17 protein-coding genes and 1 pseudogene are annotated in these 25276 nt (G+C 73.3%); 11 read left to right on the top strand and 7 right to left on the bottom strand.

What is annotated here, in order from left to right:
• Window positions 1-28: 28 nt before the first annotated feature.
• Complete coding sequence (locus ACZ4AA_RS14225; RefSeq protein ID WP_467600781.1) at window positions 29-1927, top strand: carboxylesterase/lipase family protein; 1899 nt, start codon at window positions 29-31, stop codon at window positions 1925-1927.
• Window positions 1928-1988: 61 nt separating this feature from the next.
• Here ACZ4AA_RS14225 and mmuM read toward each other — a convergent pair whose 3' ends face one another.
• The 3 genes from mmuM to ACZ4AA_RS14210 all read right to left on the bottom strand — a co-directional run bounded on the left by mmuM (window position 1989) and on the right by ACZ4AA_RS14210 (window position 5510).
• Complete coding sequence (mmuM, locus tag ACZ4AA_RS14220; RefSeq protein WP_467600778.1) at window positions 1989-2915, bottom strand: homocysteine S-methyltransferase; 927 nt, start codon at window positions 2913-2915, stop codon at window positions 1989-1991.
• A gap of 146 nt (window positions 2916-3061) precedes the next feature.
• Window positions 3062-5065, bottom strand: coding sequence for a caspase, EACC1-associated type (locus tag ACZ4AA_RS14215; RefSeq protein WP_467600775.1), 2004 nt, complete (start codon window positions 5063-5065; stop codon window positions 3062-3064).
• A complete protein-coding gene (locus tag ACZ4AA_RS14210) occupies window positions 5058-5510 on the bottom strand; it encodes a hypothetical protein (protein ID WP_467600772.1) in 453 nt (150 codons plus the stop codon). The genes ACZ4AA_RS14215 and ACZ4AA_RS14210 overlap by 8 nt, the downstream gene beginning before the upstream one ends.
• Before the next feature lie 246 nt (window positions 5511-5756).
• Between ACZ4AA_RS14210 and ACZ4AA_RS14205 the strand changes: the two are divergent.
• The 4 genes and pseudogenes from ACZ4AA_RS14205 (at window position 5757) to ACZ4AA_RS14190 (ending at window position 10857) form a co-directional block, all read left to right on the top strand.
• Window positions 5757-7491: pseudogene (locus tag ACZ4AA_RS14205) on the top strand (DUF2264 domain-containing protein).
• Window positions 7492-7539: 48 nt separating this feature from the next.
• Entirely contained in the window at window positions 7540-8265 is a 726-nt protein-coding gene (locus tag ACZ4AA_RS14200; protein WP_467600769.1) for a rhomboid family intramembrane serine protease, read from the top strand.
• A 247-nt stretch (window positions 8266-8512) separates the two neighbouring features.
• Window positions 8513-10222, top strand: a complete 1710-nt coding sequence (locus tag ACZ4AA_RS14195; protein WP_467600766.1) for a PHP domain-containing protein — start codon at window positions 8513-8515, stop codon at window positions 10220-10222.
• A complete protein-coding gene (locus tag ACZ4AA_RS14190; protein ID WP_467600763.1) occupies window positions 10219-10857 on the top strand; it encodes a hypothetical protein in 639 nt (212 codons plus the stop codon). Before ACZ4AA_RS14195 ends, ACZ4AA_RS14190 begins: the two co-directional genes overlap by 4 nt.
• A 59-nt stretch (window positions 10858-10916) precedes the next feature.
• Here the strand turns inward: ACZ4AA_RS14190 and ACZ4AA_RS14185 are convergent, their stop codons facing one another.
• Complete coding sequence (locus ACZ4AA_RS14185) at window positions 10917-13808, bottom strand: glycoside hydrolase family 2 TIM barrel-domain containing protein (RefSeq protein WP_467600760.1); 2892 nt, start codon at window positions 13806-13808, stop codon at window positions 10917-10919.
• Window positions 13809-13965: 157 nt separating this feature from the next.
• Window positions 13966-15216: an FAD-binding protein gene (locus tag ACZ4AA_RS14180; protein WP_467600757.1), complete on the bottom strand. Its 1251-nt coding sequence runs from the start codon at window positions 15214-15216 to the stop codon at window positions 13966-13968.
• A gap of 196 nt (window positions 15217-15412) precedes the next feature.
• Here ACZ4AA_RS14180 and ACZ4AA_RS14175 point away from each other — a divergent pair, with 196 nt between their 5' ends.
• The 5 genes from ACZ4AA_RS14175 to ACZ4AA_RS14155 all read left to right on the top strand — a co-directional run bounded on the left by ACZ4AA_RS14175 (window position 15413) and on the right by ACZ4AA_RS14155 (window position 22926).
• Window positions 15413-16423 (top strand): hydroxyacid dehydrogenase, encoded by a 1011-nt coding sequence (locus ACZ4AA_RS14175; protein ID WP_467600754.1) that lies wholly within the window; start codon window positions 15413-15415, stop codon window positions 16421-16423.
• Between the two features lie 171 nt (window positions 16424-16594).
• Window positions 16595-17917: a radical SAM protein gene (locus ACZ4AA_RS14170; RefSeq protein WP_467600751.1), complete on the top strand. Its 1323-nt coding sequence runs from the start codon at window positions 16595-16597 to the stop codon at window positions 17915-17917.
• Window positions 17918-18222: 305 nt separating this feature from the next.
• Window positions 18223-19731, top strand: a complete 1509-nt coding sequence (locus tag ACZ4AA_RS14165; protein ID WP_467600748.1) for a cellulose binding domain-containing protein — start codon at window positions 18223-18225, stop codon at window positions 19729-19731.
• A 352-nt stretch (window positions 19732-20083) separates the two neighbouring features.
• Entirely contained in the window at window positions 20084-21199 is a 1116-nt protein-coding gene (rsgA, locus tag ACZ4AA_RS14160) for a ribosome small subunit-dependent GTPase A (protein WP_467600745.1), read from the top strand.
• Between the two features lie 221 nt (window positions 21200-21420).
• The gene (locus ACZ4AA_RS14155; RefSeq protein WP_467600742.1) at window positions 21421-22926 is read left to right on the top strand and encodes a DNA-3-methyladenine glycosylase 2 family protein; all 1506 of its coding nucleotides are present in this window, start codon (window positions 21421-21423) and stop codon (window positions 22924-22926) included.
• Here ACZ4AA_RS14155 and ACZ4AA_RS14150 read toward each other — a convergent pair.
• Window positions 22865-23233: a PPOX class F420-dependent oxidoreductase gene (locus tag ACZ4AA_RS14150; protein ID WP_467600739.1), complete on the bottom strand. Its 369-nt coding sequence runs from the start codon at window positions 23231-23233 to the stop codon at window positions 22865-22867. The two genes, ACZ4AA_RS14155 and ACZ4AA_RS14150, sit on opposite strands and share 62 nt — an antisense overlap.
• Before the next feature lie 161 nt (window positions 23234-23394).
• Here ACZ4AA_RS14150 and ACZ4AA_RS14145 point away from each other — a divergent pair, with 161 nt between their 5' ends.
• Complete coding sequence (locus tag ACZ4AA_RS14145) at window positions 23395-24792, top strand: SGNH/GDSL hydrolase family protein (protein ID WP_467600736.1); 1398 nt, start codon at window positions 23395-23397, stop codon at window positions 24790-24792.
• On the opposite strand, the gene ACZ4AA_RS14140 is transcribed toward ACZ4AA_RS14145, so the two are convergent.
• Window positions 24779-25261, bottom strand: coding sequence for a DUF456 domain-containing protein (locus ACZ4AA_RS14140; protein ID WP_467600733.1), 483 nt, complete (start codon window positions 25259-25261; stop codon window positions 24779-24781). The genes ACZ4AA_RS14145 and ACZ4AA_RS14140 overlap by 14 nt on opposite strands.
• Window positions 25262-25276 lie beyond the last annotated feature (15 nt).

Here is a 25276-nt window from a genome sequence, read left to right as displayed (position 1 = left end):
GCGCGCGACGGTGAGGAGCTGGTCCCGGATGGCGGTGGACTCGGTGGATCCGGTGGCGGAGACGAAGGACCCGGTGGTCTCCACCCCCTACGGCGCGGTGCGCGGCCGGTACGAGAACGGGATCGCGGTCTTCCGGGGCGTCCCGTACGCTGCCCCGCCCTTCGGTGCCCGCCGCTTCCTGCCCCCCGTCCCGCCCGAGCCCTGGGACGGAGTCCGGGACGCCGGCGCGTTCGGGCCGACGCCGCCGAAGCCGCCGTACTCCGAAGCGTTCTCCCGGCTCCTCGCCGACCCCGTCGTGCCCGGCGACGACTGCCTCAACCTCAATGTGTGGACCCCGGCGCCCGACCCCGCCGCCCGCCTTCCCGTCATGGTCTGGATCCACGGCGGAGCCCTGACCCGGGGTTCCTCGGCCGTGCCCGTGTACGACGGGCACGCCTTCGCCCGCGACGGCGTGGTCCTCGTGTCCGTCAACTACCGCCTGGGAGTGGAGGGTTACGGCCTCTTCCCGGATGCTCCCGCCAACCCCGGGCTGCGTGACCAGCTGGCCGCCCTGGAGTGGGTGCGGGAGTCCGTCGCCCGGTTCGGGGGAGATCCCGGCCGGGTGACCGTGTTCGGCGAGTCCGCCGGGGCCATCAGCATCGGCGCGCTGCTCGCGAGCCCGCGCGCCCGGGGCCTGTTCCGGCGTGCGGTGCTCCAGAGCGGGCCGCCGGAGGCGAGCGACCGCGACAAGGTGCGCCGCATGGTGCGCAGGATGGCCACCCGGCTGAAGATCCCCGCTACGGCGGAGGCGTTCGCCGCCGTGGACCGGGATCTGCTGCTGCGCACCCAGGCCGAGGTGGGCAGGCTCAGCAGCCCGGTTCTCGGCGGTCCCGCCTTCGGCATCGTCGTCGACGGCGACCTCGTGCCCCGCGACCCGCTGGAGGCCCTGGTCGAGGGTGCCGCGGCCGACGTCGGCCTGATGCTGGGCTGGACCCGTGACGAGTACCGGCTGTGGCTCGTGCCGGGCGGGCTCCTGGAACGCGTCGACCGGCTCGGTCCTGTCGCCCTGGCCGGTGCGATGGCCCGCTGCCACTGCGGTCACGAGGTGCCCCGCGGCTACCGCGCCCTCCACCCGGAGTGCGGCACCGCCGATCTCGTCGGCCAGATGATCACCGACCATCTGCTGCGGGTGCCGCTGCACCGCCTCGCCGACGCGCGGAGCGGCACGTGCACCGGGCCTCCCGGCGCCGACGCCCCCGGCGGGGACCGGGCCCCCGCGCACGTCTACGAATTCGCCTGGCCCTCCAATGTGCCCGGCCTCGGCGCCTGTCACGCCCTGGAACTGGGCTTCGTCTTCGACACGGCCGGTGTGCCGGAGGCGGCGAAGCTCGCGGGAGAGGGCGCCCCGCGGGAACTGGCCGACGCCATGCACAGCGCGTGGGTGCGGTTCGCGGTCGACGGTGACCCTGGGTGGGCCGCGTGGGACGCCTCGCACCCGGTCCGCGTCTTCGGCGAGGGCGACGGCCGCGACGAGCCGCACACCGCGCACGGCCCGCGCGACCGCGAACTCGCCCTGTGGGAAGCCGAATCGGCCAGAGCGGCGGCCAAGCCCGCGACCGGCTCCACCCGCAGGCACACAGGCGGATCCACGGTCGGGACCATGAGCACGCCGATCCTCACGACCGCCGGCCGGCCCGCGGCGGGAGCGGACACGGTTCCCGCTGCCGGTGCGGACACCGGTCCCAGCACCGCTTCCGGCTCCGGCTCCGCTTCCGTCGTGGCTCCCGCCCCCGGAACGGATCGCGCGGACGGTCCGCCCGGCACGGCAGGCGCGAGCGAGGGCGCGTCCGCGTCGGCCCCTCCCGTAGCCGACGCGCCCGTGCGCATCACGGCACCGCTGGCGGCCGTCCTCCGATTCCGCCGCCCGGGCTCCACGGGGCGACGCTGAGCACCGCTGAGCCCGCCCGCGTCCGCGGGCGCTCCGGGGTCCCTGTGCACCGGGCGGGAGGTCAGGCGGCTCGCAGCGCCGACGAGATCCCCGTGATCGCCTCAGGACCCACCCGGCAGCAGCCCCCGATCAGCCTTGCTCCGGCCTGTTCCCACGCGCCGACCTGGGCGGCCGTGAACGTGGAGTCGCCTCTCCAGGCGCGGGCCGCCGCATCCCACGCCTCGCCGCTGTTCGGGTAGACCACGACCGGCTTTCCGGTCACCCGAGCCGCCGTGGCGACGGCCGCGTCGACGTCCTCGGGGGCACAGCAGTTGACCCCGACCGCGATGACCTCGTCCGCCTCGGCGGCCAGGGCGAAAGCCTCCTCCAGTGGCTGCCCGGCCCGCGTACGGTCACCGGCGACGCTGTACGACAGCCACGCCGGTATGCCGAGCCCGCGTATCGCCCCGAGCAGCGCCCGCGCCTCGTCGGCGTCCGGAACCGTCTCCAGGGCCAGCACGTCGGGCGCGGCGGCGGCCAGCACCTCCAGGCGCGGCGCGTGGAACCGCTCCAGTTCCGCGACGCTCAGCCCGTACCGCCCCCGGTACTCGGAACCGTCCGCGAGCATCGCCCCGTACGGGCCCACCGACGCGGCGACCCACAGGGGCCGCGTCGCGCCCTTCGCGTGTGCCCGCCGGGCCGCCTCGCGGGCCGCCTCGACGCTGAGACCGAGCAGTTCGGCGACGCGTTCGCGCGGGATGCCGCGCCGGGCGAAGCCCTCGAAGGTCGCCTGGTAGCTGGAGGTGATCGCCACGTCCGCGCCCGCCTCGTAGTAGGCGAGATGCGCCTCGACGACGGCCTCGGGCCGGTCCGCGAGCAGCCGTGCCGACCACAGCGCGTCACCGAGGTCGTGCCCGGCCGCTTCGAGCTGGTTGGACATGCCTCCGTCGAGCACGACCGTGCCGGAGGACAGCGCGGCGGCGAGGGTGAGGGCGTTGTCACTGGCCATGGCACGACGCTAACCGATCGGGGCATCCCCGCCACGCGCCGTCCACCTGCTGGGCGACCGTCCCGAGGGATGAGAACCGCCGTCACTCCGGTCGGCCGAGGGACGCGGGTCAACGCCTTCCGGGGATCGGCGCCGATCCCCGGCCGTCACGCGGTCGTGCCGTCCCGCGTCTCGTTGCCGGGAGGAAGCGAGGTCACGTCCGGCAGCGGATCGTCGCGAGACCGGCCGGTCAGCAGGGCGCCCTGGAGCGCGGCGCCGACGACCACGCCCTCGGGAACGACAGCCCGGATCGGTTCACGGCCACCCGCCAGCTCCTTGAGGAGCCCGGTGATCGCCGGCATCCGGGTGGCACCGCCGACCAGGATGACGTGGTCGACGTCCTCGACCCCCTCGATGCCCCGGGCGGTCTTCAGAGCCCGCCGCACCGGCTCCGCGCAGCGCTCCAGCAGATCCTTCGTCAGCATCTTCACCTGCGCGCGCGTCAGCGTGACGTCCAGGTGCACCGGTCCTGACGGGGAGGCCGCGATGTACGGCAGGTCGATCGTGGTCGCCGTGGCCCGCGACAGCTCGATCTTCGCGGCTTCCGCCGCCGCGGCCACCCGCTGGAGGGCGGTCCGGTCGATGAGCCGGACTCCCCGGCGCAGGGCGAGGTCGCGTACGAGGTGATCGACGATGCGACCGTCCCAGTCGCTTCCCCCGAGCTCGCTGTCGCCGCCGGTGACCAGGGTCTCGACGCCCCGGGCGCCGATCCCGAGCACGGACACGTCCAGGGTGGCCGCGCCCAGATCGAACACCAGGATGTTCTCCTCGTCCCGGCCGAAGCCGTACGCAAGTGCCGCCGCGGCCGGTGCGTCGAGCATCCTGACCGTTTCGATGCCCGCGAGGGCCGCGGCGTCCGTCAGGGCCGCGCGCTGGACGCGGGTGAAGTGGGCGGGCGCGGTGAGGACCGCCCGGGTCACCGTCTCGCCGAGGTGGGCTTCCGCGCTCCGGCGCAGATCGGCGAGGATCCAGGAGGCGACCTCCTCGGCGGAGAAGCGGTCCACTCCTTGCCGGTGGGTCCACCCCGTGCCCAGTTCCCGTCTGACCCGGTGGATGCCGCCGCCCGGAACGCGCGCGGACTGCTCCTCGGCGGCCTTCCCCACGAGCAGCGTCCCGTCCTCGGCGAACGCCACGACGCTCGGAGTGGTGAGCTCCCCGTGGCGGTTCGGGATGACCCGCACCTCGCCTTCCAGGAACACGGCCACCGCGCAATTGGTCGTCCCGAAGTCGATGCCGAGGATCTTCGATCCGTCCGCGGTCGGCCTTGTGGGTCGCGGCGTCCGGGGGGCGGTGCCATGTGCACCCGGCGGCGGTTCGTCGAGGCCATGGCCGCGCCGGAGCCGCTCGGCCTCGGCGGTACGGAGCGTGCCGGGGTTGCGCGTCAGATAGAGGGTGCCCTCGGCGTTGTTGACGCTCAGCGTCGGTGTCTGGCTGGGTAGCTGTCCGCGCACGCGGTCGTGGACGAAGGAGTACAGCTCCTCCACCGACACGTACCCGTCCCCGTCCAGGTCGGCCGTGCCGTCCCGCAGCCCTTCCACCACGGCGGCGGTGAAGACGGACGGCTCGGCCCGCTGTCTGCTGGTCAGTTCGCTCTCGTGGCTGTACTGGAGGGCGGTCGATGAGGTGATGACGACCCGGCCCTGCCCGGAGAAGGGCTCCCGCACGTCGACGGCGGGCGCGGCCCCGCGGGTCCTCAGCCCTTTCGCGAACGCCCCGCTGTAACAGCAGTCCAGCAGGACGACGGCCCGGCGGCAGAAACTCTGCTCCAACTGGTCCGCGACGAACCGGGAGGAGACGGCGGTCGCGTCCAGACAGGCCTCTTCGGTGTCCGAGGCGATGAAGTGCAGCCGGCCCCGCGGGTCCTTGCGCCCGTGGCAGGAGAGGTGGAGCAGGAGCAGGTCCTGGCTCCGCGCTCGGGTGAAGAAGGACTGGATCGCCTTGCGGATCTCCAGCGCCGTGCCGTTCTCGACGACGGTGACCTCGAACGCGCCGACGGCCGGGTCGCCGAGCACGGCGGCCAGGTGCTCGGCGTCCGCCGCGGCGCCGGGCAGTTCGTCGAAATGCCCGTCCGCGTAATGCTGGTTGACGACGAGGAGCGCCGCTCTACGCATCGGACGTGCCGGCATCACGCGGGTCTCCGGCGCCTCGCGGCTCGCGGGCGTCACGCGGGTCTCGGACGTCCGGCGGGGCGTGCCGGGCGGCGAACAGTTCGACGGCGCGCCGCTGGTCCGCGCGGGAGACCGACGTCAGACGCAGCTCCTCACCGTTGATCGTCAGGTCGATCGCACCCGAGTTGCGGCGCGCGAGCCAGTCCTGGAGCAGTGCGAGGAGTGCCCGCAGCGTCGCCGCGCTCGTCATGCCGACGAGGAGCGTCGTGAGGATCGCCGTCTCCCCTGCCCGGGTGCCGCCGGGAGCGGGGCCGCCCGACGGGTGCCGTACGGAGGACAGGTCCAGCAGGGCCAGTTCCTCGGCCAGGAGGGCCACGGCGTCCTCCGTGCCCTCGGAGTCCGCCTCGTCGGTGAACGTCAGCGCGGCTTCGCATCGCGGATCGCTCAAGGTTTCCTCCCCGTCGGCCGTCCGGGCCCCCACCCGGAAGAGGCCAGTGTGGCAGCCCGGAGCCTGCCGTTGGACGGAACGGGGCAAATGCGTCCCTCGGCCGACGGGCTGTATAGGGTGCCGCCCCCACGGCGGGCCGCGGGCCCGGGGCGTCGGTCGATGCCCCGGCGTCCTCGGGACGCACTCTGGAAAGCGTTTGCCGTGGGGCGGTACCGTCGGGGCCGGACCGGAACAGGAAGGCCCGTGATGCCCGTCGAGCCCGCCGAGGACAGGTCGCTGAGCCCGTACACCGGCCGCACGCGCGCCCATTGGGAGGCGGTCGCCGATTCCCTGCTCGCCGCCGTCGCCCCGTACGCCACCGCCGACCAGGCCCTCTACCACCTCCCCGGGGAGCGCACGAGCAGCGCCGGACGGCTCTCCGACGGACTGGAGGGCTACGCCCGCACGCTGTTGCTGGCCGGCTTCCGCCGGGACGAGAAGGTCCTGGAGCGCTACGCGCGAGGGCTGGCCGCCGGACCGGCGGGCGTCTGGCCCCGGGTCGAGGACCGCGGCCAGCCCCTCGTCGAGGCCGCCTCGATCGCGCTCGCGCTGCGGCTCACGCGTCCGCTGCTGTGGGACCGTCTGGACGACGCGGTGCGACAGCGGACCGCCGCCTGGCTCGGCGACGCGCTGACGGCCGAACCGTGGCCCTGCAACTGGGAGTTGTTCCCGGTGACCGTCGGCGGCTTCCTCCAGGAGGTCGGGCACGAGCCCGAGGCGTCGCGCGCCGCGATCGACCGGGGCCTTGAGCGCATCGAACAGTGGTACCTCGGCGACGGCTGGTACACCGACGGCCACGGCCGCAAGTTCGACCACTACAACGGCTGGGCGATGCACTTCTACCCGGTGCTGCACGCGTGGCTGGCCGGCGACACATCGCTCCTGGACCTGTACGCCGGCCGTCTTGAGGCCCATCTCGCCTACTGCGCCCGCCTGTTCGGCGGCGACGGCGCCCCGATGCTCCAGGGCCGCTCGCTCACCTACCGCTTCGCGGCCACCGCCCCGCTGTGGCTCGGCGCGCTCACCGGCCGCACACCCCTGTCCCCGGGGGAGACCCGCCGCCTCGCCTCGGGCGCCCTGCGTCACTTCCTCGACCGGGGTGCCGTGGACGGCGACGGCCTGCTCACCCTCGGCTGGCACGGCCCCGACCAGGCGTTCCTCCAGCACTATTCCGGCCCCGCCTCGCCGTACTGGGCGAGCAAGGCCTTCGTCGCCCTGCTGCTGCCCCCGGAGCACGCGCTGGACGGCCACCGAGGAGCCGGGCCCGGCGGAACGCGCCGACGCCGTCACCCCGGTCGGCCCGCCCAACTGGCTTCTCCAGTCGACGCGTTCGGACGGTGTGGTCCGCCTCCACAACCACGGCAGCGAGGACGTCCGCTACGACCCCTTCTACACGCGGCTCGCCTACTCGACGGCGACGAAGCCCTCACCCTCGTACGACAACAGCGTGATCGTCGGTGGCGAGGCGAGCCGTACGGGGATCGTGCCCCTGGGCGTGGGAGAGGGCTGGGCGGCCTCCCGGCACACCGTCTCGGACGGCGTCGAGGCGGTCTGCCTCGTGGTGGCGCGGGGTGCCGTGGAGGTGCGGGCGCATCTGGTGTCGGGCGCGGATCCCGGGACGCCGGTACGGGTCACGGGCTGGGCGGCGTACGACGGCGCGCGCCCCGAACTCCGGCCCGCGCACGGTCTGTCGGCCACCGGGGAGGGCGTCACCGGGGACGGCCCCTCCCTTTTCGTCGCCCTCGTCCGCCTCACCGCCGACCGGGACCCGCTCCCGCTCCCGGACCTGGTGTCCGTGCGGGTGACGACGCCGGAGGGCACGGGAATCGGCACGTACGACGTGACGGTGACCTGGGCCGCGGGAGGAACGGCGGCCTTCCGCTTCGACGGCGTCGGCGGAGTGGTGCCCCTGGACGGCGGCGACCTCACCGGCGTTGCCTAGAGTTCGCGGTGAGGCGGAGACGGATCGGCCGGAGCAGGGGGGTGTGTCATGGGTGGTTCCGACGTGGGCCGGAGCGAGGGCCCGGTGGGCGCGGAGCAGATGATCGCGGAGGCGCGGAAGGCGTTCTTCGTGATGTTCGGGTTCCTGGCGGTCCTCTGGCTGGTACAACTCGCCAACTACGCCGACCACTACGCCCTCTCCCGGGACTACGGAGTGGTGTCCGGCGATGTCACCACCCTGCCCGACATCCTCACCGCGCCCTTCCTGCACTGGAGTTGGGCGCACATCGAGAGCAACTCCGGACCGCTGTTCGTCTTCGGGTTCCTCGCCGCCTACCGGGGTGTCGTCCGCTTCCTCGGCCTGAGCCTGTTGGTGGCGCTGGCCAGCGGTTCGGTCGTCTGGTTCTTCGAACGCGGTGATGTGGACACGGTCGGCGCGAGCGGCCTGATCTTCGGGTACTTCGGCTATGTCGTGGTCCGCGGGATCTTCGACCGGCACCTGATCGACACGCTGATCGGTGTCGTCATGGCGGCCTCCTTCGCCTACATGGTCACCGTGGCGGTGCCCGGAACTCCGGGGGTGAGCTGGCTCGGCCACCTCGGCGGTCTGATCGGCGGCCTGGCCGGCGCCTGGATCTTCCGCGACCGCCGCCCGGGTCCCCGCCCGGCCGGCGGCACCGGCTCCGGAACCCCCGCCCACCGCACCACCACCCAGGACCCCGCCGCCCCGCGTGCCGACCTGCACAAGGAACTGGGCGATCTGGGACTGCTCTGACCGGGAGGGCGGGTCAGCGTGCTGCGCAACAGGCGGACTGCGTCGGTCAGATCGGGCTCGGACAGCCCTCGACTCCGCGGAATTCGTGACGCAACGGACAGGGCGCACACCAACATGCCGACAGATATGGCCAGTTGACCGATTCAGGTCGTCCCGCGCACACGAGGGAGCCGTCCGCCGTTCATGCTCCACCCCGAATCTCCTCATGACGCGCCCGCAGGGGCGGGGCTGGACTCAGGAGGCGGTCATGGGGCACACGCACGGACACGAGCACGGGCACCACCATCACCACCCGCACGGCCACGAGGGCACGGACACCCCGCTGCCCGCCGCCTTCGACACCGCGGTGCCCGACGAGGCCCTCACCCCCGAGCAGCGCTCGCGCCGCTCGCTGCTGCGCCGCGCGGGACTGCTCGGCGCCGGCCTCGCCGCCGGAAGCGTCCTCGCGCAGGGGGCCACCGCCCCCGCGTACGCCTCCACGGGCGGCCGCAGAAGGAACGGCTACCTCTGGCTGGCCGGGGACCACCACATCCACACCCAGTACAGCAGCGACGGCAAGTACCGCGTCGGCGACCAGGTCCGCCAGGGTGCCGCGCACGGCCTGGACTGGATGGTCATCACCGACCACGGCAGCGACACCCACGCCAAGATCGGTGTCGACAAGGTCAACCCGGACATCAAGGAGGCCCGGGACACCTACGAGGACACCCTCGTCTTCCAGGGCCTCGAATGGAACATCCCGGCCGCCGAGCACGGCACGGTCTTCGTCCACCCGGGCCGCAACGAGGTCGCGGTCCTCAAGCAGTTCGAGACCGACTACGACGGCAGCGTCAAGGGCGCCACCGACTCGACGCCCGCCAACGAGGCGCTCGCCGTCGCGGGCCTCAACTTCCTTTCCGAGCAGGTCAGGAGCCGTCGCGTCAAGGACATCCTGATGCTGGCCAACCACCCCGCCCGCAAGGGCCTCGACTCCCCGCACGAGATCCGCGCCTGGCGCGACGCGACCCCCGCCTCCCACCAGATCGCCGTCGGATTCGAGGGCGCCCCCGGCCACCAGGCGGGCGGCATCGAGAAGACGTACGGCATGGGCGTCGCCCGCGGTCTGTACGACAACAGTCCGAGCGCCAACTCCTTCGCCGGCTACCCGCTGGAGAGCTACCGCACCTGGGGCGGCTTCGACTGGATGACCGCCACCGTCGGCGGCCTGTGGGACAGCCTGCTCGCCGAGGGCAAGCCCTGGTGGATCACCGCCAACTCCGACTCCCACCAGGTGTACACGGACACCGCGGTGCGCGGCGGGCCGGACAGCGACTTCAACCTCAACGGCCGGCACACCGACCCCGTCTACGGCGGCAAGGTCGACCTCACCCAGGGCGACTTCTGGCCCGGCCAGTACAGCCGTACGCACGTCGGTTCCGACGGATTCTCCTACGCCGCCGTGATGGACGGCATCCGCGCGGGCCGGGTCTGGGTCGACCACGGCCGGCTCATCAGCGGTCTCGACGCCCGGGTCTCGGGCGGCGGCCGCTGGGCCACCCTCGGCGGCGCGCTGCACGTACGCAAGGGCACCCGGGTCACCCTGACCGTGGACATCGGACTGGCCGGCGGCGCCAACTGGGCCGGATTCGTGCCCAAGTTGGCGCGCGTCGACGTCATCGAGGGGGATGTGACGGGTGCGGCCTCCGACCGGGACACGCTCGCCGCCCCCACCGCCCGGGTCGCCAAGTCCTACGAGGTGAACAAGTCCACCGGCACGGTCCGGCTCACCTACGACCTCGGCGCCGTCGACCGCCCGGTGTACGTCCGGCTGCGCGGCACCGACGGCAACCGGTCCGCCGTCGGCCTCAGGGGCGCGGCGATCGACCCGGCGGGCCCCGCCGTCGACGTCCTCGGCGACGCCGACCCGTGGAAGGACCTGTGGTTCTACTCCAACCCGGTGTGGGTCCTGCCCTCGTGAGCGAGCGGTACGTCCTCGGAGTCGACACCGGTCACACGGGTCCCCTGCGGGAGGCCGACCATCTGCTGCGCTCGCTCGCCGCGGAACTCGCCGCGGAACTCGCCGAGGAACTCGCCGAGGAACTCGGCCTGGAATCGGAGGTGTCGGGCTGCACGCACCACGTCCGGGACGGACTGCGCCCGCACACGGCACTGTCCTTCGCCCTGCCGTCGGAGCGGGCGGCCCGGGCGGCCTGGCGGCGGCTCACGAAGGACGGCTCCGGCCGGTCCGGTGACCGCCCGGGCGTCGCCCTCGGCGACGACCGGCACGGTCCCGACGAGCTCGCGGCCGGAGCCGCCCACGCGGCGGCCGAGCACGCGGCCCGCACGGGCGGCCGTGCCGTCCTGTACCCGGGGTCGGGCGCCGTCACCGGCGTCCTGACCGTCGCCCGCCTCCTGGAGGTCTCCGCGGTGGAGCGGGTCACCGTGCTCGGCTCGCCCGAGGGGGCCTGTCCGGAGGCGAGGCTGGTCACGCGCGAGCACGTGCGCCCGGAGTGGCGTGAGGGCCGGCTCGTCCTCGCGGCGATGCCGGCCGCCGGCGGCACCCTGGTGCCCTTCGAGGTGCCGGACCCGACACCCTGCTGCGCCGGCCACTGACGGGCTGATGCGGCCGGACGGCCGAGGAGGGCCGTCCGGCCGCGCTCCGGACGCGGGCCTCAGTCCGGGATCTCGGAGAACACGAAGGAGAACTCCGCCGGGGCGGACCACAGTTGGTACCGCGGAAGGGCGCCGGGACCGCAGGACCGCGAACCGATGCCCTGCTGGCCGTGGTCGAGGTTGACCCAGACCGTGTCACCGGGGCGCAGATCGGTCCTGTGGTCCGCCGCGTCCAGTTGCTCGGTCGTCCAGCGGCGCGCGGTGAACCAGAACGCCGGATCGCCCTCGATCCGCAGCCCGCCGATCTCGGCCCGGCGGACGTCGGGCCGGGCGCCGTTCTCCTGAGGGCGCACGTACGGCGTTTGCAGGGCGTCGACCGTCGATTCCCAACGCCCTTGCATACAGGCCGACTTGGTGTCCGGGTAGCCCTCTCCCGGGCCGCCGCCGAGCCAGCTCACCCGGTCCGCGGAGCCCGCGAGCCCGAGCCGGACGCCGAGCCGGGGCAGGGGCAGCGTCCAGCGGCCCTCGGGCACCACGGACACGGTCAGCCGCAGCCGGGTGCCGTCGGAGGTCCAGCGGTACTCCGTGCGCAGACCCTCCTCCCGGGCCGCGGGCGCCACCCGCGTGTGTACCGTCAGCCCGTTCCCGCCCGGCTCCACGGCGTCCAGGCGGTGCCGCATCCGGTGCAGGCCCAGGGTGCGCCAGAGGGGCCCGTGCCGGGTGTCCGGCTGCCAGTGCGCGCCGTCGTCGTTGTCGGTCGGCGCGCGCCACACGTCCAGGCGGGGGCTCGTGACCTCGGTCCCGCCGACGGCGAGCAGCGCACCGGTGCGGGCGTCGAAGGTGCCCGGCCCGAGGGTGATCACCCGCCCGGCGGTGACCGGAGCCGCGGACGGCGTGAAGGCGGGCGGGACCGGTTTCGCCGCGAGCAGTTGGGTCCAGGCGACGACATGGCCGCGCTCCGCCCACGCCGTGTCCTCGGCCAGCGCCGCCCGCACCGTCCACCACGCCTCGGCGCCCCGCGGGTCCACCGGGGGTGCCGGAAGCGGGACGTCGGCCGACTCGCCCGGCGCCAGCACGGGCACCACGAGCGGGCCCGACCCGACGCTCTCGCCGTCCACTTGGTAGGACCACGCGAAGGCCAGATGGGAAAGGTCCGCGAAGTCGTACCCGTTGGTGACCCGTACGGCGCCGGCCGGGCCCGAGCCGTCGATGCGGACCGGCTCGGTCACCTTCTTGTACTCGACGAGCCCGGGGGACGGCGTGCGGTCCGGGAAGAGCAGCCCGTCGCAGACGAAGTTCCCGTCGTGCAGTTCCTCGCCGAAGTCCCCTCCGTAGGCGAACCCGTGGCGCTCGTCCTCGATGCCGTGGTCGATCCACTCCCAGACGAAGCCGCCCTGGAGCCGCTCGTACGAGGCGAACAGGCGCTGGTAGTCGGCGAGTCCACCGGGGCCGTTGCCCATCGCGTGCCCGTATTCGCAGAGAATGAAGGGCAGTTGGCGTCGTTTCGGGTCGCCGCCGTCCTGGCGCCGGCCGATCCGTTCGACCTCCGCGTGGTCGGCGTACATGCGCGAATAGACGTCCGTGTCCCGGCAGTCGTGGTCCCCCTCGTAGTGGAGGAGCCGTGAACCGTCGCGGGCGCGGATCCACTCGGCCATGGCGGTGAGTCCGCGCCCGGTGCCGGCCTCGTTGCCGAGGGACCACAGGACCACCGAGGGATGGTTCTTGTCGCGCTCGACCATGCGCGCGGCCCGGTCGAGCAGGGCGGGCGTCCAGCGGTCGTCGTCGACGGGATTGCCGCGCCAGTCCTGCACGGTGAAACCGTGGGTCTCCAGATCGCACTCGTCGACGACCCACAGCCCGTGGGTGTCGCACAGGTCGAGGAAGGCGGGGTGCGGCGGATAGTGCGAGGTGCGCACGGCGTTGATGTTGTGCCGCTTCATCAGCAGCACGTCGGCGAGCATGGTCTCGGGGTCGAGGGCGCGGCCCCTTTGCGGATGCCACTCGTGCCGGTTGACGCCCTTGAACAGGACGGCCCTGCCGTTCACCTTGATCAGACCGTCCGCGAGTTCGACCGTGCGGAAGCCGACGCGCAGCGGGACGCGCTCGCCCTCGGTGACCAGTTCGCCCTCGTACAGCCGGGGCGTCTCGGCCGTCCAGGGCAGCACCGGGACGGTGACCGGTGTCCCGGTGACGACATCGATGTCCAGCGCGGGCACGAGGACCCGCCCGTCGACGTCGGAGTCGACGCGCAGGGTCCCCAGACCTCGGCGATGGTCGTAGGAGGCGTGCGCGAAGAAGTCGAGCACGCCGCCCGGCGGCCGGTGCAGCAGGGTGACGTCCCGGAAGATGCCCGGCAGCCACCACTGGTCCTGGTCCTCCAGATAGGAGCCCGCGGACCACTGGTGCACCCGGACGGCGAGCACGTTGCCGCCGGGCCTGAGCAGATGGCCCACGGCGAACTCGTGCGGCAGCCGGGAGCCCGTGAACGCGCCGAGGTCCGTGCCGTTCAGCCAGACCCGGGCACAGGACTCGACCCCGTCGAAGCGCAGGAGCGTACCGCCGTCGGCCGGCCAGTCCGCCGGCAGGTCGAAGCGGCGCAGATGGTCACCGGTGGGGTTCTCGGTCGGCACGCGCGGCGGGTCGACCGGGAACGGGTAGCGGTGATTGGTGTAGGCAGGCGATCCATGGCCCTGCAACACCCAGTGGCCCGGGACCTGGACCTCGGCCCAGCCCTTCGGCGCGTATTCCTCGGCGGCGAAGGAGTCGTCCTCGGCGTCGGCGGTGGGCGAGAGGCGGAAGTCCCAGCGGCCGTTCAGGGAGAGGGACCGGGCGTCCGAGGCCGCGTACCAGGCGCGGGGCGCAAGAGCGCCGCCGCCGGGGGAGACGTCCTCGACGTAGTCGATGGCGGACGGGGGAGAGGCCGGTGCTCCGGGCGAGGTGCGGAAGGACATGCGTCTCCTCGGTACGGGGGCAGGACGGGCGCTGCCCGGGGTGCCGGTCGACGGCCCCGCGCACCTCACGCGGCAACGGTTCCCGGGGCCCGCCGGCCCCCGTGACGACCAAGGCTAGGGTCGGCCCGGAACACGCGACAAGGGGGTGGAGGAAGGGTCAGTCGCGCGGGTGGAGAAAGTCCCGCACGAACGCGTTGGTGAACGTGCCGGCCGGGTCGAGTTCGCCCACCAGCGCCCTGAACTCGGCCAGCCGGGGCGACCTTTCACGCAGCACCGCGGGCGGCACGGTGAAGACCTTGCCCCAGTGCGGCCGCGGTCCGAACGGGTCCAGCGCGCGCTCGACCCGCCGCACCACAGGCAGTACCGCCTCCGTGTCCTCGATCCAGGTGAAGTGCAGCGCCACCGTGTCCCGGCCGTACGCCGGGCTCAGCCACTGCTCGTCGGCGGCCACGGTCCGCACCTCGCAGATCTGGAGCACCGGCGCGATCGTCTCCCGGATCGCGTCCAGGGCGTGCAGCGCCGCCATGGCGTCCGAACGCGCCAGCAGATACTCCGACTGGAGCTCGGAGCCGCTGCTCGGGGTGAACTCGGCCCGGAAATGCGGCAGTCGCTCGTGCCAGGGCCCGGGGACCCCGAGTTGCTCGGTGCAGTTGCGGGCGGGCATGCCCGGCACCGGATGCAGAGCCTCGGTGGCGGGCGCCGCCCACGGGAAGTCGGTCGACGGCCGGTCCGTGCGCCGTTTGAGCCACACCTGCCGGAAGCCGGGGCGCCTCCAGTCCGTGAACAGGCTCACGCTGTACGCGGCCGCCGCGACCGTCTCGAAGTCGAGCCCCTCCAGGGGGAGTTCGGTGAACACCTGCTGGCTCACCCCGAAGTCCGGTTCGAGGTCGAGCGTGAGCGCGGTGACCACGCCGAGCGCGCCCAGCGCCGTCACGGCGCCGCCGAACCGCTCATCGCCCCGGCCGACGACCACGGACGAGCCGTCCGCCGTGATCAGTTCGACCTCGCGGACCGCGGCGGCGAGGGACCCGTTCGTGACCCCGGACCCATGGGTGCCGGTGGCGACCGACCCCGCGACGGAGATGTGCGGGAGCGAGGCCATGTTGTGCAGCGCGAGTCCGTGCCCGTGCACCTCGCGGGCGAGTTCGGCGTACCGGACACCGCCCGAGACCCGTACCGTACGGGCCGTCGTGTCGACGTCCACCGAGGGCGGCAGCCCGGTCAGCGACAGCAGGACACCGTCGGCGCCCGGTTCGGCGAGCTCGTTGAACGAGTGCCCGCTGCCCAGCACCCGGACCCGGGAGCTGTCGGCCACCAGAGCGCGCAGCGCGTCGAGCGAGGAGGGCCGGTGCAGCTCCTTGGCCGTGTACGTGATGTTGCCGGCCCAGTTGGTCAGGGTCCGAGTCATCCCTGTCGTCCCTCCCCGGGAGTCGCTGTACGTGGCCCATGCAAGGACCACCGGGCGAACCTACCCCGTCGGTCCGCCACGGTGGCAGACCGGTCCGTTGACCCTCTCACGTGGCGCGATCTACCGTAGAGAGCGGTTGCTGTCCTCGGCGTCACCGAACCGGAAGGCCACCCCCTTGCCCGAGCGCCCTGCGGCGATGCCGTCCGAGCGACCCGTGGCGATGTTCGCCATGGCCGCCGAGAACGTGCCGCGGATCTTCCCTCAGGACACCCTCGCCCGGCTGCGCGAACTGGTCGACATCGACCCCTCCGCGGTGGCGTGCGACTTCACCGACCCGCGGGTACGGGCCCGGCTCGCCGGCACCGAGATCCTGATCACCGGCTGGGGCTGCCCCGTGCTCGACGCCGACACGCTCGACGCCGCCCCGCGACTGCGGGCCGTCCTGCACGCCGCCGGCTCAGTGAAGGGCTTCGCGACACCGGCGGTGTGGGAACGCGGGATCGTCGTCTGCTCGGCCGCCGCCGCGAACGCGCTGCCCGTCGCCGAGTACACGCTCGCCATGATCCTGCTCGCGGGCAAGGACGTCTTCGCCCACCGGGAACGTCTGCGCGCCGAACGGGCGTTCCCTGACGATGCGACGCTCTCCGGCACCGGCAACCTCGGGCGCCGGGTCGGTGTCGTGGGCGCCTCCCGTATCGGCCGGCGCCTCATCGAACTGCTCCGCCCCTTCGATTTGGCCGTGAGCCTTGCCGACCCGTACGTCGACGAGGCCGGGGCGGCCGCCCTCGGGGTGCCCCTGCTGCCGCTGGACGCGCTGCTCGCCGGCAGCGACATCGTCACGGTCCACGCCCCGCAGACCCCCGAGACCCGGCACCTGATCGGCCGCCGCGAACTCGCCCTGATGCCGTCCGGATCGGTGCTCGTCAACACCGCGCGCGGCTCCCTGGTCGACCACGACGCCCTGGTCGAGGCCCTGCGCGCGGGGCGCGTCAGCGCGATCCTCGACGTCACCGACCCCGAGCCGCTCCCCGCCGACTCTCCGCTGTACGACCTCCCGAACGCCTTCCTCACACCCCACCTGGCCGGTTCGCAGGGCAACGAACTCGCCCGGCTCGGCCTGACCGTGCTGTCCGAGGCGGAACGCCTGCTGTCCGGGAAGCCGCCCGCATTCCGGATCGGTCTGAAGGACCTGGAACGGGCCGCTTGACCAGCCGCTTTCCGGACCGCCGCACCAGCGCCTTCCGGACCCGCCGGACCAGCCGCCTTCCTGGCCGCCTCGCGGCGCACGGGGGACCCGGCACGGCCGATGTCCGGGCGGGGGCATACCGTGAGGAGTCGAACACGACAGACGAAGCAGGTCGGGAGCGAGGAGAACGGAATGGGCAGCCGCACCGCGCTGGTCGAGGATCTGATGGAGCGGTTCCCGCATGTGCCGAGGGAAGCCGTCATCAAGGAGGACCTGCTCCGCGGGGGCGTGGCCTTCGACGCGTCCGCCCTCAGCGACAACGAGAGCGGCGAGGTCAAGCCGAAGTCGTACTTCATCTTCTCCTTCGACCACGGCACCCTGCCCGAGCTGGGCGAGGCGGCGCTCCGTCGCCCGCCGGAGGAGATCATCCTCACCGGCGGTCCGTACGGCCTGCGGCGCACCGTCGTCTCCGTGCGGGTCAATCCCGCCTCGCCGTACCGCGTCGCCGCCGACGACGAGGGCGTCCTCGGCCTGTACCTCGACGGGAAGCGGATCTCCGACGTCGGCGTGCCGCCGATGCCCGAGTACTACCGGCACAAGCTCTCCAACGGGAAGTCCGTGATGGAGGTGGCCCCGACGATCCAGTGGGGCTATCTCATCTACCTCACCGTCTTCCGCGTCTGCCAGTACTTCGGCGCCAAGGAGGAGTGCCAGTACTGCGACATCAACCACAACTGGCGCCAGCACAAGGCGGCGGGCCGTCCCTACACCGGGGTCAAGGACGTCGAGGAGGTCCTGGAGGCGCTGGAGATCATCGACCGGTACGACACCGCCAAGGCGTCGACGGCCTACACCCTCACCGGCGGCGCGATCACCAAGACGGTCGCCGGACGCGACGAGGCCGACTTCTACGGCCACTACGCCAAGGCCATCGAGGAGAGGTTCCCCGGGCGCTGGATCGGCAAGGTGGTCGCCCAGGCGCTGCCCCGCGACGACGTACAGCGGTTCAAGGACTACGGCGTGCAGATCTACCACCCCAACTACGAGGTGTGGGACGAGTATCTGTTCAAGATGTACTGCCCCGGCAAGGAGCGCTACGTCGGCCGGGACGAGTGGCACAAGCGCATCCTGGACTCCGCCGAGATCTTCGGCGCCCGCAATGTGATCCCGAACTTCGTCGCGGGCGTGGAGATGGCCGAGCCCTTCGGCTTCACCAGCGTCGACGAGGCGATCGCCTCGACGACCGAGGGCCTGCGGTTCTTCATGTCACAGGGCATCACGCCCCGCTTCACCACCTGGTGCCCCGAGCCGACCACCCCGCTGGGCAAGGCCAACCCGAACGGCGCGCCGCTGGAGTACCACATCCGCCTGCTGGAGGCCTACCGCGCCACGATGGACGACTTCGGGCTCCAGTCGCCGCCCGGATACGGCGAGCCCGGTCCCGGCCGCGCGGTCTTCTCCGTCAGCTCCTTCATGGACAGCCTGCCCGCGCAGGAGCCCGCCTCCCCCGTGTGACCCACGCGGCGGGGGAGCGCGGCGGCCCGGGAAGGGCGGGTCCTGTGAAGGTGGCGGTGATCGGTTCCCCTCGGGCCGGCGTTCCGTACGACACTCTGGCCACCGGAGCCCCACAGATGGCCGAACGGAGTCCGCCGGCCGATCCTGTGATCGCGCGAACGCATGATGTGACTACGTCGCTTGTCAGTTGTGTCGATCGCGTGAAAGGCTCTGGCCCGTTGTCGAGACGGACCCCAACTCCCGCTGAAGCCAGGCGAGTTGGGCGTCGTGTGACGTGCACATGGACGCCGGATGCAGGAGCCCCCATGCCCGACCTGCCGACCCCCCAGGACGCCGCCGAGGCCGCGCTGTTCTCGGAATGCTGGGACGCGGTCCTGTCGTACGCCGATCTGTGCACGTCCGGATCCGCCGCGGCCACCCAACTGGCCACCGAGGCGTTCACCCACGGCATCCACGAGGCGCGCTCGGCCACGGACCGCACGAAGACCACCGGACGCAGGAACCCCCGGCTGCCCCGGATTCCCCTGCTGCTGAACGCGGTTCGGACCACCGCCGCCGCCTGGGAGGCGCACGGCCAGGGACACCGGCTGGACCCGGACCTCAGACTGTGGCTCAACTCCGAGAAGGCCGCCCGCTACACCGGACCGCCGCTGCACCGTCCGGTCGCGCTGCGCGGTCTGAGGGACCTTCAGGAACCCGACGCGGCCCTGCTGTGGCTGGTCGAGGTGGAGGCGCTGCCGCTTCCAGCGGTGGCCAGGCGGCTCGGCCTCGACCCGGTGGCCGCCGCCGAGGAACTCGGCCAGGTGCGGGCGCTGTTCAGGGACCGGTGCCACCGCAACCACCTCGACACGCCGATGGACGCCGACTGCCGCAGCTATGCCCGGCTCCTCGACGCGGTCACCCGCTCGCCGAGCGCCGAGACGCCCGAGGACCTCTCGCAGCACCTCGCCCGGTGCGTGGAGTGCGCGGAGGCCGCGGCCTGTCTGCGGCTGCACGGCGGCGGGCTGCCGTCCGCGCTCGCGGGCGGCGTGATCGGCTGGGGCGGCCTCGCCTATCTGGAACGCAGACGCCGCGCCGCCGAGGCGGGGCTCGCGGGCGGACGTACGGACGCGGCCGTGGACACCGGTCTCGCCGAGATCAGGGAGGCCGCGCCCCGGATCGGCCGCACCGGACTGCTGGTCGCCGCCGTGATCGTCTCCGGCCTCGCCCTCACCGTCTCCCTGATGCCCTTCGGTGCCGGGAAGGACGGGGCCGTCTCCGCGCGCGGCGAGACGGCCGACGGCAGGCCGGTGGCCGACCCGGCCGTCTCGTCCCCGCCGGCGACGCGACGCGCCGAGGGCTCGCTCGTCTCGTCCGACCCCGTGGACCCCAAAACCGGCTTGAAGTCCGACCCCGAGCCTCAGGGGACGACCTCGTCCCCGGCCCACGCCACGCGTACCGCGACCCCGGGATCCGAAGGCTCCACGAAACCGTCCGGCGGCTCCACGAAGGGCCCCGCGTACTGCGCGGTGACGTACGACCTCGTCGACGAGTGGACGGACGGCTTCCAGGCCACCGTGACCGTCACCTCCGTCAAGGCCCTCGACTCCTGGCAGATCGGCTGGAGCTTCGACGACGGTCAGCGGGTCACGCAGATGTGGGACGGCACCGTCGCCCAGAGCGGCTCCCACGTGACCGCGACGGCCGAGGAGTACAACAGGTCGGTCGCCGCGGGCGGTTCCTTCACCGTCGGCTTCCTCGGCAGCCGCCACGACGGGAACAGGTCCCCGGACACCTTCACCCTCAACGGCGGCCGCTGCACGACGGCTCATTGACCGGCGTGCGCGGGCCCGACGACTCACCGCGCCGTCCGGGGATCCCCGGCGCACCGGGACCGGCGCTCGGCCCCGCAAGCCGCGGAACCGGCGGCGCGACGACCGGCCTCCGAGAAAAACATTGGCGTCCCGCGACGGGGCGACGCTAGGCTTCCGCACGTACCGATGGTGGCCGTCCGGCCGTCGTCGCAGGCTGAGCAGGACCAGGAGGTGTGACCGATGGCTGTCGTTGCGATGGGCGCTGCCCGCATCCAGAAGTTCATCAAGTCCACCTCCGTGGCCGCCGGCTGACCTTCCTCTTTCTTCGCGCCGCAGTGCGCGTCGCCGGGGCCGCCCTTGTGAAGGGTCTCCCTTGACTTCCAGCTCCGCTTTCTCGACCCCGTCCGCCTCCCTCGGGCTGTCCCCGCTCGTTCCGTACGGCTGGGACGACGCCTGGGCGGACGCGTTCGCTCCCTACGGCGCCGAAGGGTTCGTCGCCGGACGCGTGATCCGTGTGGACCGCGGCCAGTGCGACGTCGCCACCGCCGACGGCGTCATCCGCGCCGACACGGCCTTCGTGACCCCGCACGATCCGCTGCGCGTCGTGTGCACCGGTGACTGGGTCGCCGTCGAGCCGGCCGGCACCCCGCGCTATGTGAAGGCGTATCTGCCGCGCCGCACCGCCTTCGTGCGTTCCACCTCCTCCAAGCGGTCCGAGGGGCAGATCCTCGCGGCCAACGTCGACCACGCCGTCGTGGCCGTCTCGCTCGCCGTCGAACTCGACCTGGGCCGCGTCGAGCGCTTCCTCGCGCTGGCCTGGGAGTCCGGCGCGCAGCCCGTGGTCGTCCTCAGCAAGGCCGACCTGGTTCCGCAGGCCGCGACCCTCGCGCACCTGGTCCAGGACGTGGAGACCAGCGCGCCCGGGGTTCCCGTGCTCGCCGTCAGCTCCGCGACCGGAGAAGGGCTCGACGTCCTGGAAGCCGTGCTCGCCGGTGGTACGGCCGTGCTGCTCGGGCAGTCGGGCGCGGGCAAGTCGACCCTGGCCAACGCGTTGCTGGGCGAGGACGTCATGGACGTCCGGGCGACCCGTGACATGGACGGCAAGGGGCGGCACACCACCACGACCCGCAATCTGCTCGTGCTCCCGGGCGGAGGTGTCCTCATCGACACCCCGGGGCTGCGCGGAGTCGGACTCTGGGACGCCGAGAGCGGGGTCGGACAGGTGTTCGCCGAGATCGAGGGGTTCGCCGCCGACTGCCGCTTCCAGGACTGCGCCCATGTCGCCGAGCCCGGGTGCGCGGTGCTGGCGGCCCTCGACTCCGGCGACCTGCCGGAGCGGCGGCTGGAGAGCTACCGCAAGCTGCTCCGCGAGAACCAGCGGATCGTCGCCAAGACGGACGCGCGGGTGCGGGCGGAGATCCGCCGTGACTGGAAGCGCAAGGGGGCGGAGGGCCGCGCCGCCATGGAGGCCAAGCGCGGCCGCTGGTAGCCCCGGCACGGGGTGGAGGACGCGGGAGTGGACGCGGCGGGGGCGGAGGACCCGGGGTGCGCGACCCGGGCCTCCGCGGCCTTCACCCCGGCCCGCCGGAACCCGGCTCCGCCCGTACCGCCGCGCTGTGTGGCGGTACGGGCACCGGGCTCCGCCCCGCTCGCGGGCGCGGTGTCCGATTTCCGCCAGCCCCGGTGCGCGGGCGGGGCCACACTGGAAGGGTGAACGACGAGGACACCAGGTACGAGGCCGTCCGGAGCCGGGACGCCCGGTTCGACGGGGAGTTCTTCTTCGCGGTGCGCACGACCGGGATCTACTGCCGTCCCAGCTGTCCCGCGGTGACGCCCAAGCGGCACAACGTGCGGTTCTACCCGACGGCCGCCGCGGCGCAGGGCTCGGGGTTCCGGGCCTGCCGCAGATGCCGTCCGGACGCGGTGCCGGGCTCGGCCGCCTGGAACGTACGCGCCGACGTCGTCGGCCGCGCCATGCGCCTGATCGGCGACGGAGTGGTGGACCGCGAGGGCGTCGGAGGCCTCGCCGCGCGGCTCGGGTACAGCACCCGTCAGGTGCAGCGGCAGCTCACGGCGGAGGTCGGCGCGGGCCCGGTCGCGCTCGCCAGGGCCCAGCGGGCGCACACCGCGCGGATACTCCTCCAGACCACCGAACTCCCCGTCACACAGATCGCGTTCGCGGCCGGGTTCGCCAGCGTGCGCCAGTTCAACGACACGATCCGTACGGTCTACGCCTCGACGCCGAGCCAGGTGCGGACCGCGGCGCCGCGCACCGGCCCGGCAGCCCGGAGCGCGGCGACCGCCGCCGCCGGGGTCCCGCTGCGGCTCGCGTACCGGGGCCCCTACCAGTCCACCGCCGTCTTCGACCTGCTGGCCGCGGAAGCGGTCCCCGGCGTCGAGGCCGTCGAAGGCGTCCGCGGCCGGCGCACCTACCGCAGGACGCTCCGGCTGCCGTACGGCACGGGAATCGTGGCCGTCCAGGAGCGGCCGGTCGCCGGCGCGGGCCGCCTGCGCGCGAGCGGGACGGGCCGCACCGGGCGGGCACCGGGCCCCGGCGACGCCGCCCACCCCGGCGGCTGGCTGGACGCCCGGCTGCACCTCACCGATCTCCGGGACCTCACCACCGCCGTACAGCGGCTGCGACGGCTCTTCGACCTCGACGCCGATCCCTACGCCGTCGACGAGCGCCTGGGAGCGGACGCCCGGCTGGAGCCGCTGGTCGCCGCGCGTCCTGGCCTGCGGTCGCCGGGCGCCGCCGATCCCGACGAACTGGCGGTACGGGCGCTGGTCGGGGCGGCGGAGGCGGAGCGGCTGGTGCTGCGGTACGGGAAGACGCTGGACGCCGGGTCAGGGACGCTCACCCATCTCTTTCCCGAGGCCGCCGTGCTCGCGGAGGCGGAGCCCGGCGGCCCGCTGGGCGCGCTGGCCGCGGCCCTCGCCGACGGCACCCTGCGACTGGACCCCGGGGCGGACCGCGAGGAGGCCAGGACGGCGCTCCTGGCGCTGCCCGGCCTGGGCGAGGACACCGTCGCCGTGATTCTCACCCGGGCCCTGGGCGACCCGGACGTGGCACCGCCTGGCGTGGACGCCCCGGACACCTGGAGGCCGTGGCGCTCCTACGCCGTCCGTCATCTCCGGGCGGCGGCGGGGGAGTTCAGTCCTCCAGGCCCCAACTGTGAATCCGCCGGGGATGGATCCGGATCAGCTCCTCGCTGAAGTGCGGGCCCAAGTCATGCGCGCCGGTGAGGAGTTCCGCCTCTCCGCGGATGTCGACGCCGCGGACCTTCCACGGCTGGACGCTGACGATGTCGTCGACGACGAGCGCGACCTTCGGGTTCTTCCGGAGGTTGCGCCATTTCTTCGTGGTGCCCATCGAGTAGCCGCCGATCAGGATCGTCCCGTCGTCCTGGGGGAAGAAGCCGACGGGGTTGGCCTGCGGCTGCCCTAGAGGGTCGACGGTGGCCAGCCGTCCCAGCCGCTGCGACCTCAGATACGCGCGCTCGGCCTCACTGAATTCGGTCATGACAGCAGTTAAGTACGCCGCCACCGCCCGGCGCATCGGGTTCCGGTCCTAGGACCGAAGGAGGAGAGCCGTCCCCCGGGGCTGCCTGCTGTCCCGTTCGGGCGCGTCCGACAGTGTGACCATGTGATGAGGTCGGGTGCGGGTGGGGAACCGATCGCCCCATGTCCCGCGCGATCATGTTCCGGCGTCTTCTCGTCCCTCTGGCGACCGCCCTGGTCCTCACCTCGACGGGGGCCACCGCCGAAGCGCGGTCCGTCTCCGGCCGGATCGGCACGCAACCGGTCCGGACCCGGGCGGTTGCGGGGGCGGAAGCCCGGGCGACTGCCGGGGCGCGAGATCGGGCGGGGGCCCGGACACAAGCTCGGGCGGCTGCCGGGACGCGAGCTCGGGCGGGGGCCTGGACCGGGACCTGGGAGGCCGCGGCCTCCGGTACGGTGCCCGCGCTGCCCGGCGCCTCGATCCGCAACGTCGTCCACACCAGCGTCGGCGGCCGGGCCGCGCGCGTCCGCCTCTCCAACCGCCTCGGCACAGGACCGCTCCGGCTCGGCTCCGTGACGCTGGCGTTGCAGCGCCCGGACGCGGAGGGGAGCCCCCGGGCCCTCACCGGTTCCGTACGCGCGCTCACCTTCGCGGGAGCCGGGTCGGTCACCGTTCCCGCCGGCCATGACGTGGTCAGCGACCCCGTCGCGCTGTCCGTCCCCGCCGACGCCAACCTGCTCGTCTCCGTGCACACCCCGGCCGACCCGGGCCCGGCGACCTACCACCGCTCCGCGCTCCAGACCAGCTTCATCGCCCCCGCCGGCGACCGGACCGCCGAGGAGAGCGGCGCCGGCTACACCGGCACCGTCGGCAGCTGGTACTACGTGACCGGCGTCGACGTCCTCGGCCCCGCCGCGGCCGCCGGCAGCGTCGTCGCGCTGGGCGACTCGATCACCGACGGCATCGGCTCCTCCTCCGGCGCCAACCACCGCTGGCCCGACCTGCTCGCCGCCCGCTTGCGCGCACGGCCCGCGCACCGCGGGCCCGGCGTCCTCAACGCGGGCATCTCCGGGAACCGCCTCCTTCTCGACGGCCAGGGTCCCGGCGCGCTGACCCGGCTGGACGCCGATGTCTTCACCCGGGCGGGCGTCCGCACCCTGATCGTGCTGGAGGGCATCAACGACATCAAGGGAACCCCGGAGCAGACGGACCCGCGGGCCCTGGAGGACGCCTACCGGCTGCTCGTGCGCCGCGCCCACGCCCACGGCATCCGGGTCATCGGCGGCACGATCACCCCGTACGGCGGTCATGCCGCGTACACACCGGCCCGGGAAGCCGTGCGGCAGGCCGTCAACACCGCCCTCCGCACGCACCGGATCTTCGACGGGGTCGCGGACCTCGACGCCGCCGTCCGCGACCCGTCCCGGCCGGGCAGGATCCTTCCCGCGTACGACCCCGGGGACCACCTGCACTTCAACGACGCCGGCATGCGCGCCCTGGCCGACACGATCGACCTGCGCTCCCTGCTGACACCGCCCGGGCCTCGGCCGCGGACTCGGACGACAGCTAGCCCCAGATGACCGCTCCCAGCCACGCGCCCATGATCAACAGGCAGGCGAAGAGTTCCGTGAGCACGCTCCAGCCGCCCGCCCGCATCGCGGTCCGCACCGAGGCCTTCGCCGGGCCGTGTCCGCCGAGGCGAAGCCGCTCGCCGAGGTAGATCCCGCCGATGAAACCGGGCACGGCTCCGACCACCGGGACCAAGAAGAAGCCGAGGAACGACCCGGCACCCGCGTACACCGCCATCCGGGTGGTGGCGCCGCTCTCGCGCAGCCGTCGTGGCGGCAGCATCCAGCGGATGGCCCGGGAGAGCAGGAGGACGGCCGTCGAGGCGACCAGGACGGACCAGGAGAGCTTCTGCGGACAGCTCAGCGCCCACCACAGCACCGCGGCCCAGACGAGCCACGAACCCGGCAGACCGGGCACCAGTACTCCGACCAGGCCGAGCAGAATCACCACGCCGACCAGCAGGAGTTCCCACACTCCCATCTGCCCAGCCTGCCC

The sequence above is a fragment of the Streptomyces sp. NPDC024698 genome (assembly GCF_055559015.1).
This window is presented reverse-complemented; position numbering and strand designations above follow the sequence as displayed.

What these genes read in the sequence shown, in the direction of transcription:
- ACZ4AA_RS14185 (WP_467600760.1), bottom strand. Translation starts at nt 13,808, where the DNA reads ATGTCCTTCCGCACCTCGCCCGGAGCACCGGCCTCTCCCCCGTCCGCC.
- mmuM (WP_467600778.1), bottom strand. Translation starts at nt 2,915, where the DNA reads ATGGCCAGTGACAACGCCCTCACCCTCGCCGCCGCGCTGTCCTCCGGC.
- ACZ4AA_RS14225 (WP_467600781.1), top strand. Translation starts at nt 29, where the DNA reads ATGGCGGTGGACTCGGTGGATCCGGTGGCGGAGACGAAGGACCCGGTG.
- ACZ4AA_RS14175 (WP_467600754.1), top strand. Translation starts at nt 15,413, where the DNA reads ATGCCGTCCGAGCGACCCGTGGCGATGTTCGCCATGGCCGCCGAGAAC.
- ACZ4AA_RS14165 (WP_467600748.1), top strand. Translation starts at nt 18,223, where the DNA reads ATGCCCGACCTGCCGACCCCCCAGGACGCCGCCGAGGCCGCGCTGTTC.
- ACZ4AA_RS14140 (WP_467600733.1), bottom strand. Translation starts at nt 25,261, where the DNA reads ATGGGAGTGTGGGAACTCCTGCTGGTCGGCGTGGTGATTCTGCTCGGC.
- ACZ4AA_RS14145 (WP_467600736.1), top strand. Translation starts at nt 23,395, where the DNA reads ATGTCCCGCGCGATCATGTTCCGGCGTCTTCTCGTCCCTCTGGCGACC.
- ACZ4AA_RS14215 (WP_467600775.1), bottom strand. Translation starts at nt 5,065, where the DNA reads ATGCGTAGAGCGGCGCTCCTCGTCGTCAACCAGCATTACGCGGACGGG.
- ACZ4AA_RS14170 (WP_467600751.1), top strand. Translation starts at nt 16,595, where the DNA reads ATGGGCAGCCGCACCGCGCTGGTCGAGGATCTGATGGAGCGGTTCCCG.
- ACZ4AA_RS14195 (WP_467600766.1), top strand. Translation starts at nt 8,513, where the DNA reads ATGGGGCACACGCACGGACACGAGCACGGGCACCACCATCACCACCCG.
- ACZ4AA_RS14150 (WP_467600739.1), bottom strand. Translation starts at nt 23,233, where the DNA reads ATGACCGAATTCAGTGAGGCCGAGCGCGCGTATCTGAGGTCGCAGCGG.
- ACZ4AA_RS14180 (WP_467600757.1), bottom strand. Translation starts at nt 15,216, where the DNA reads ATGACTCGGACCCTGACCAACTGGGCCGGCAACATCACGTACACGGCC.
- ACZ4AA_RS14200 (WP_467600769.1), top strand. Translation starts at nt 7,540, where the DNA reads ATGGGTGGTTCCGACGTGGGCCGGAGCGAGGGCCCGGTGGGCGCGGAG.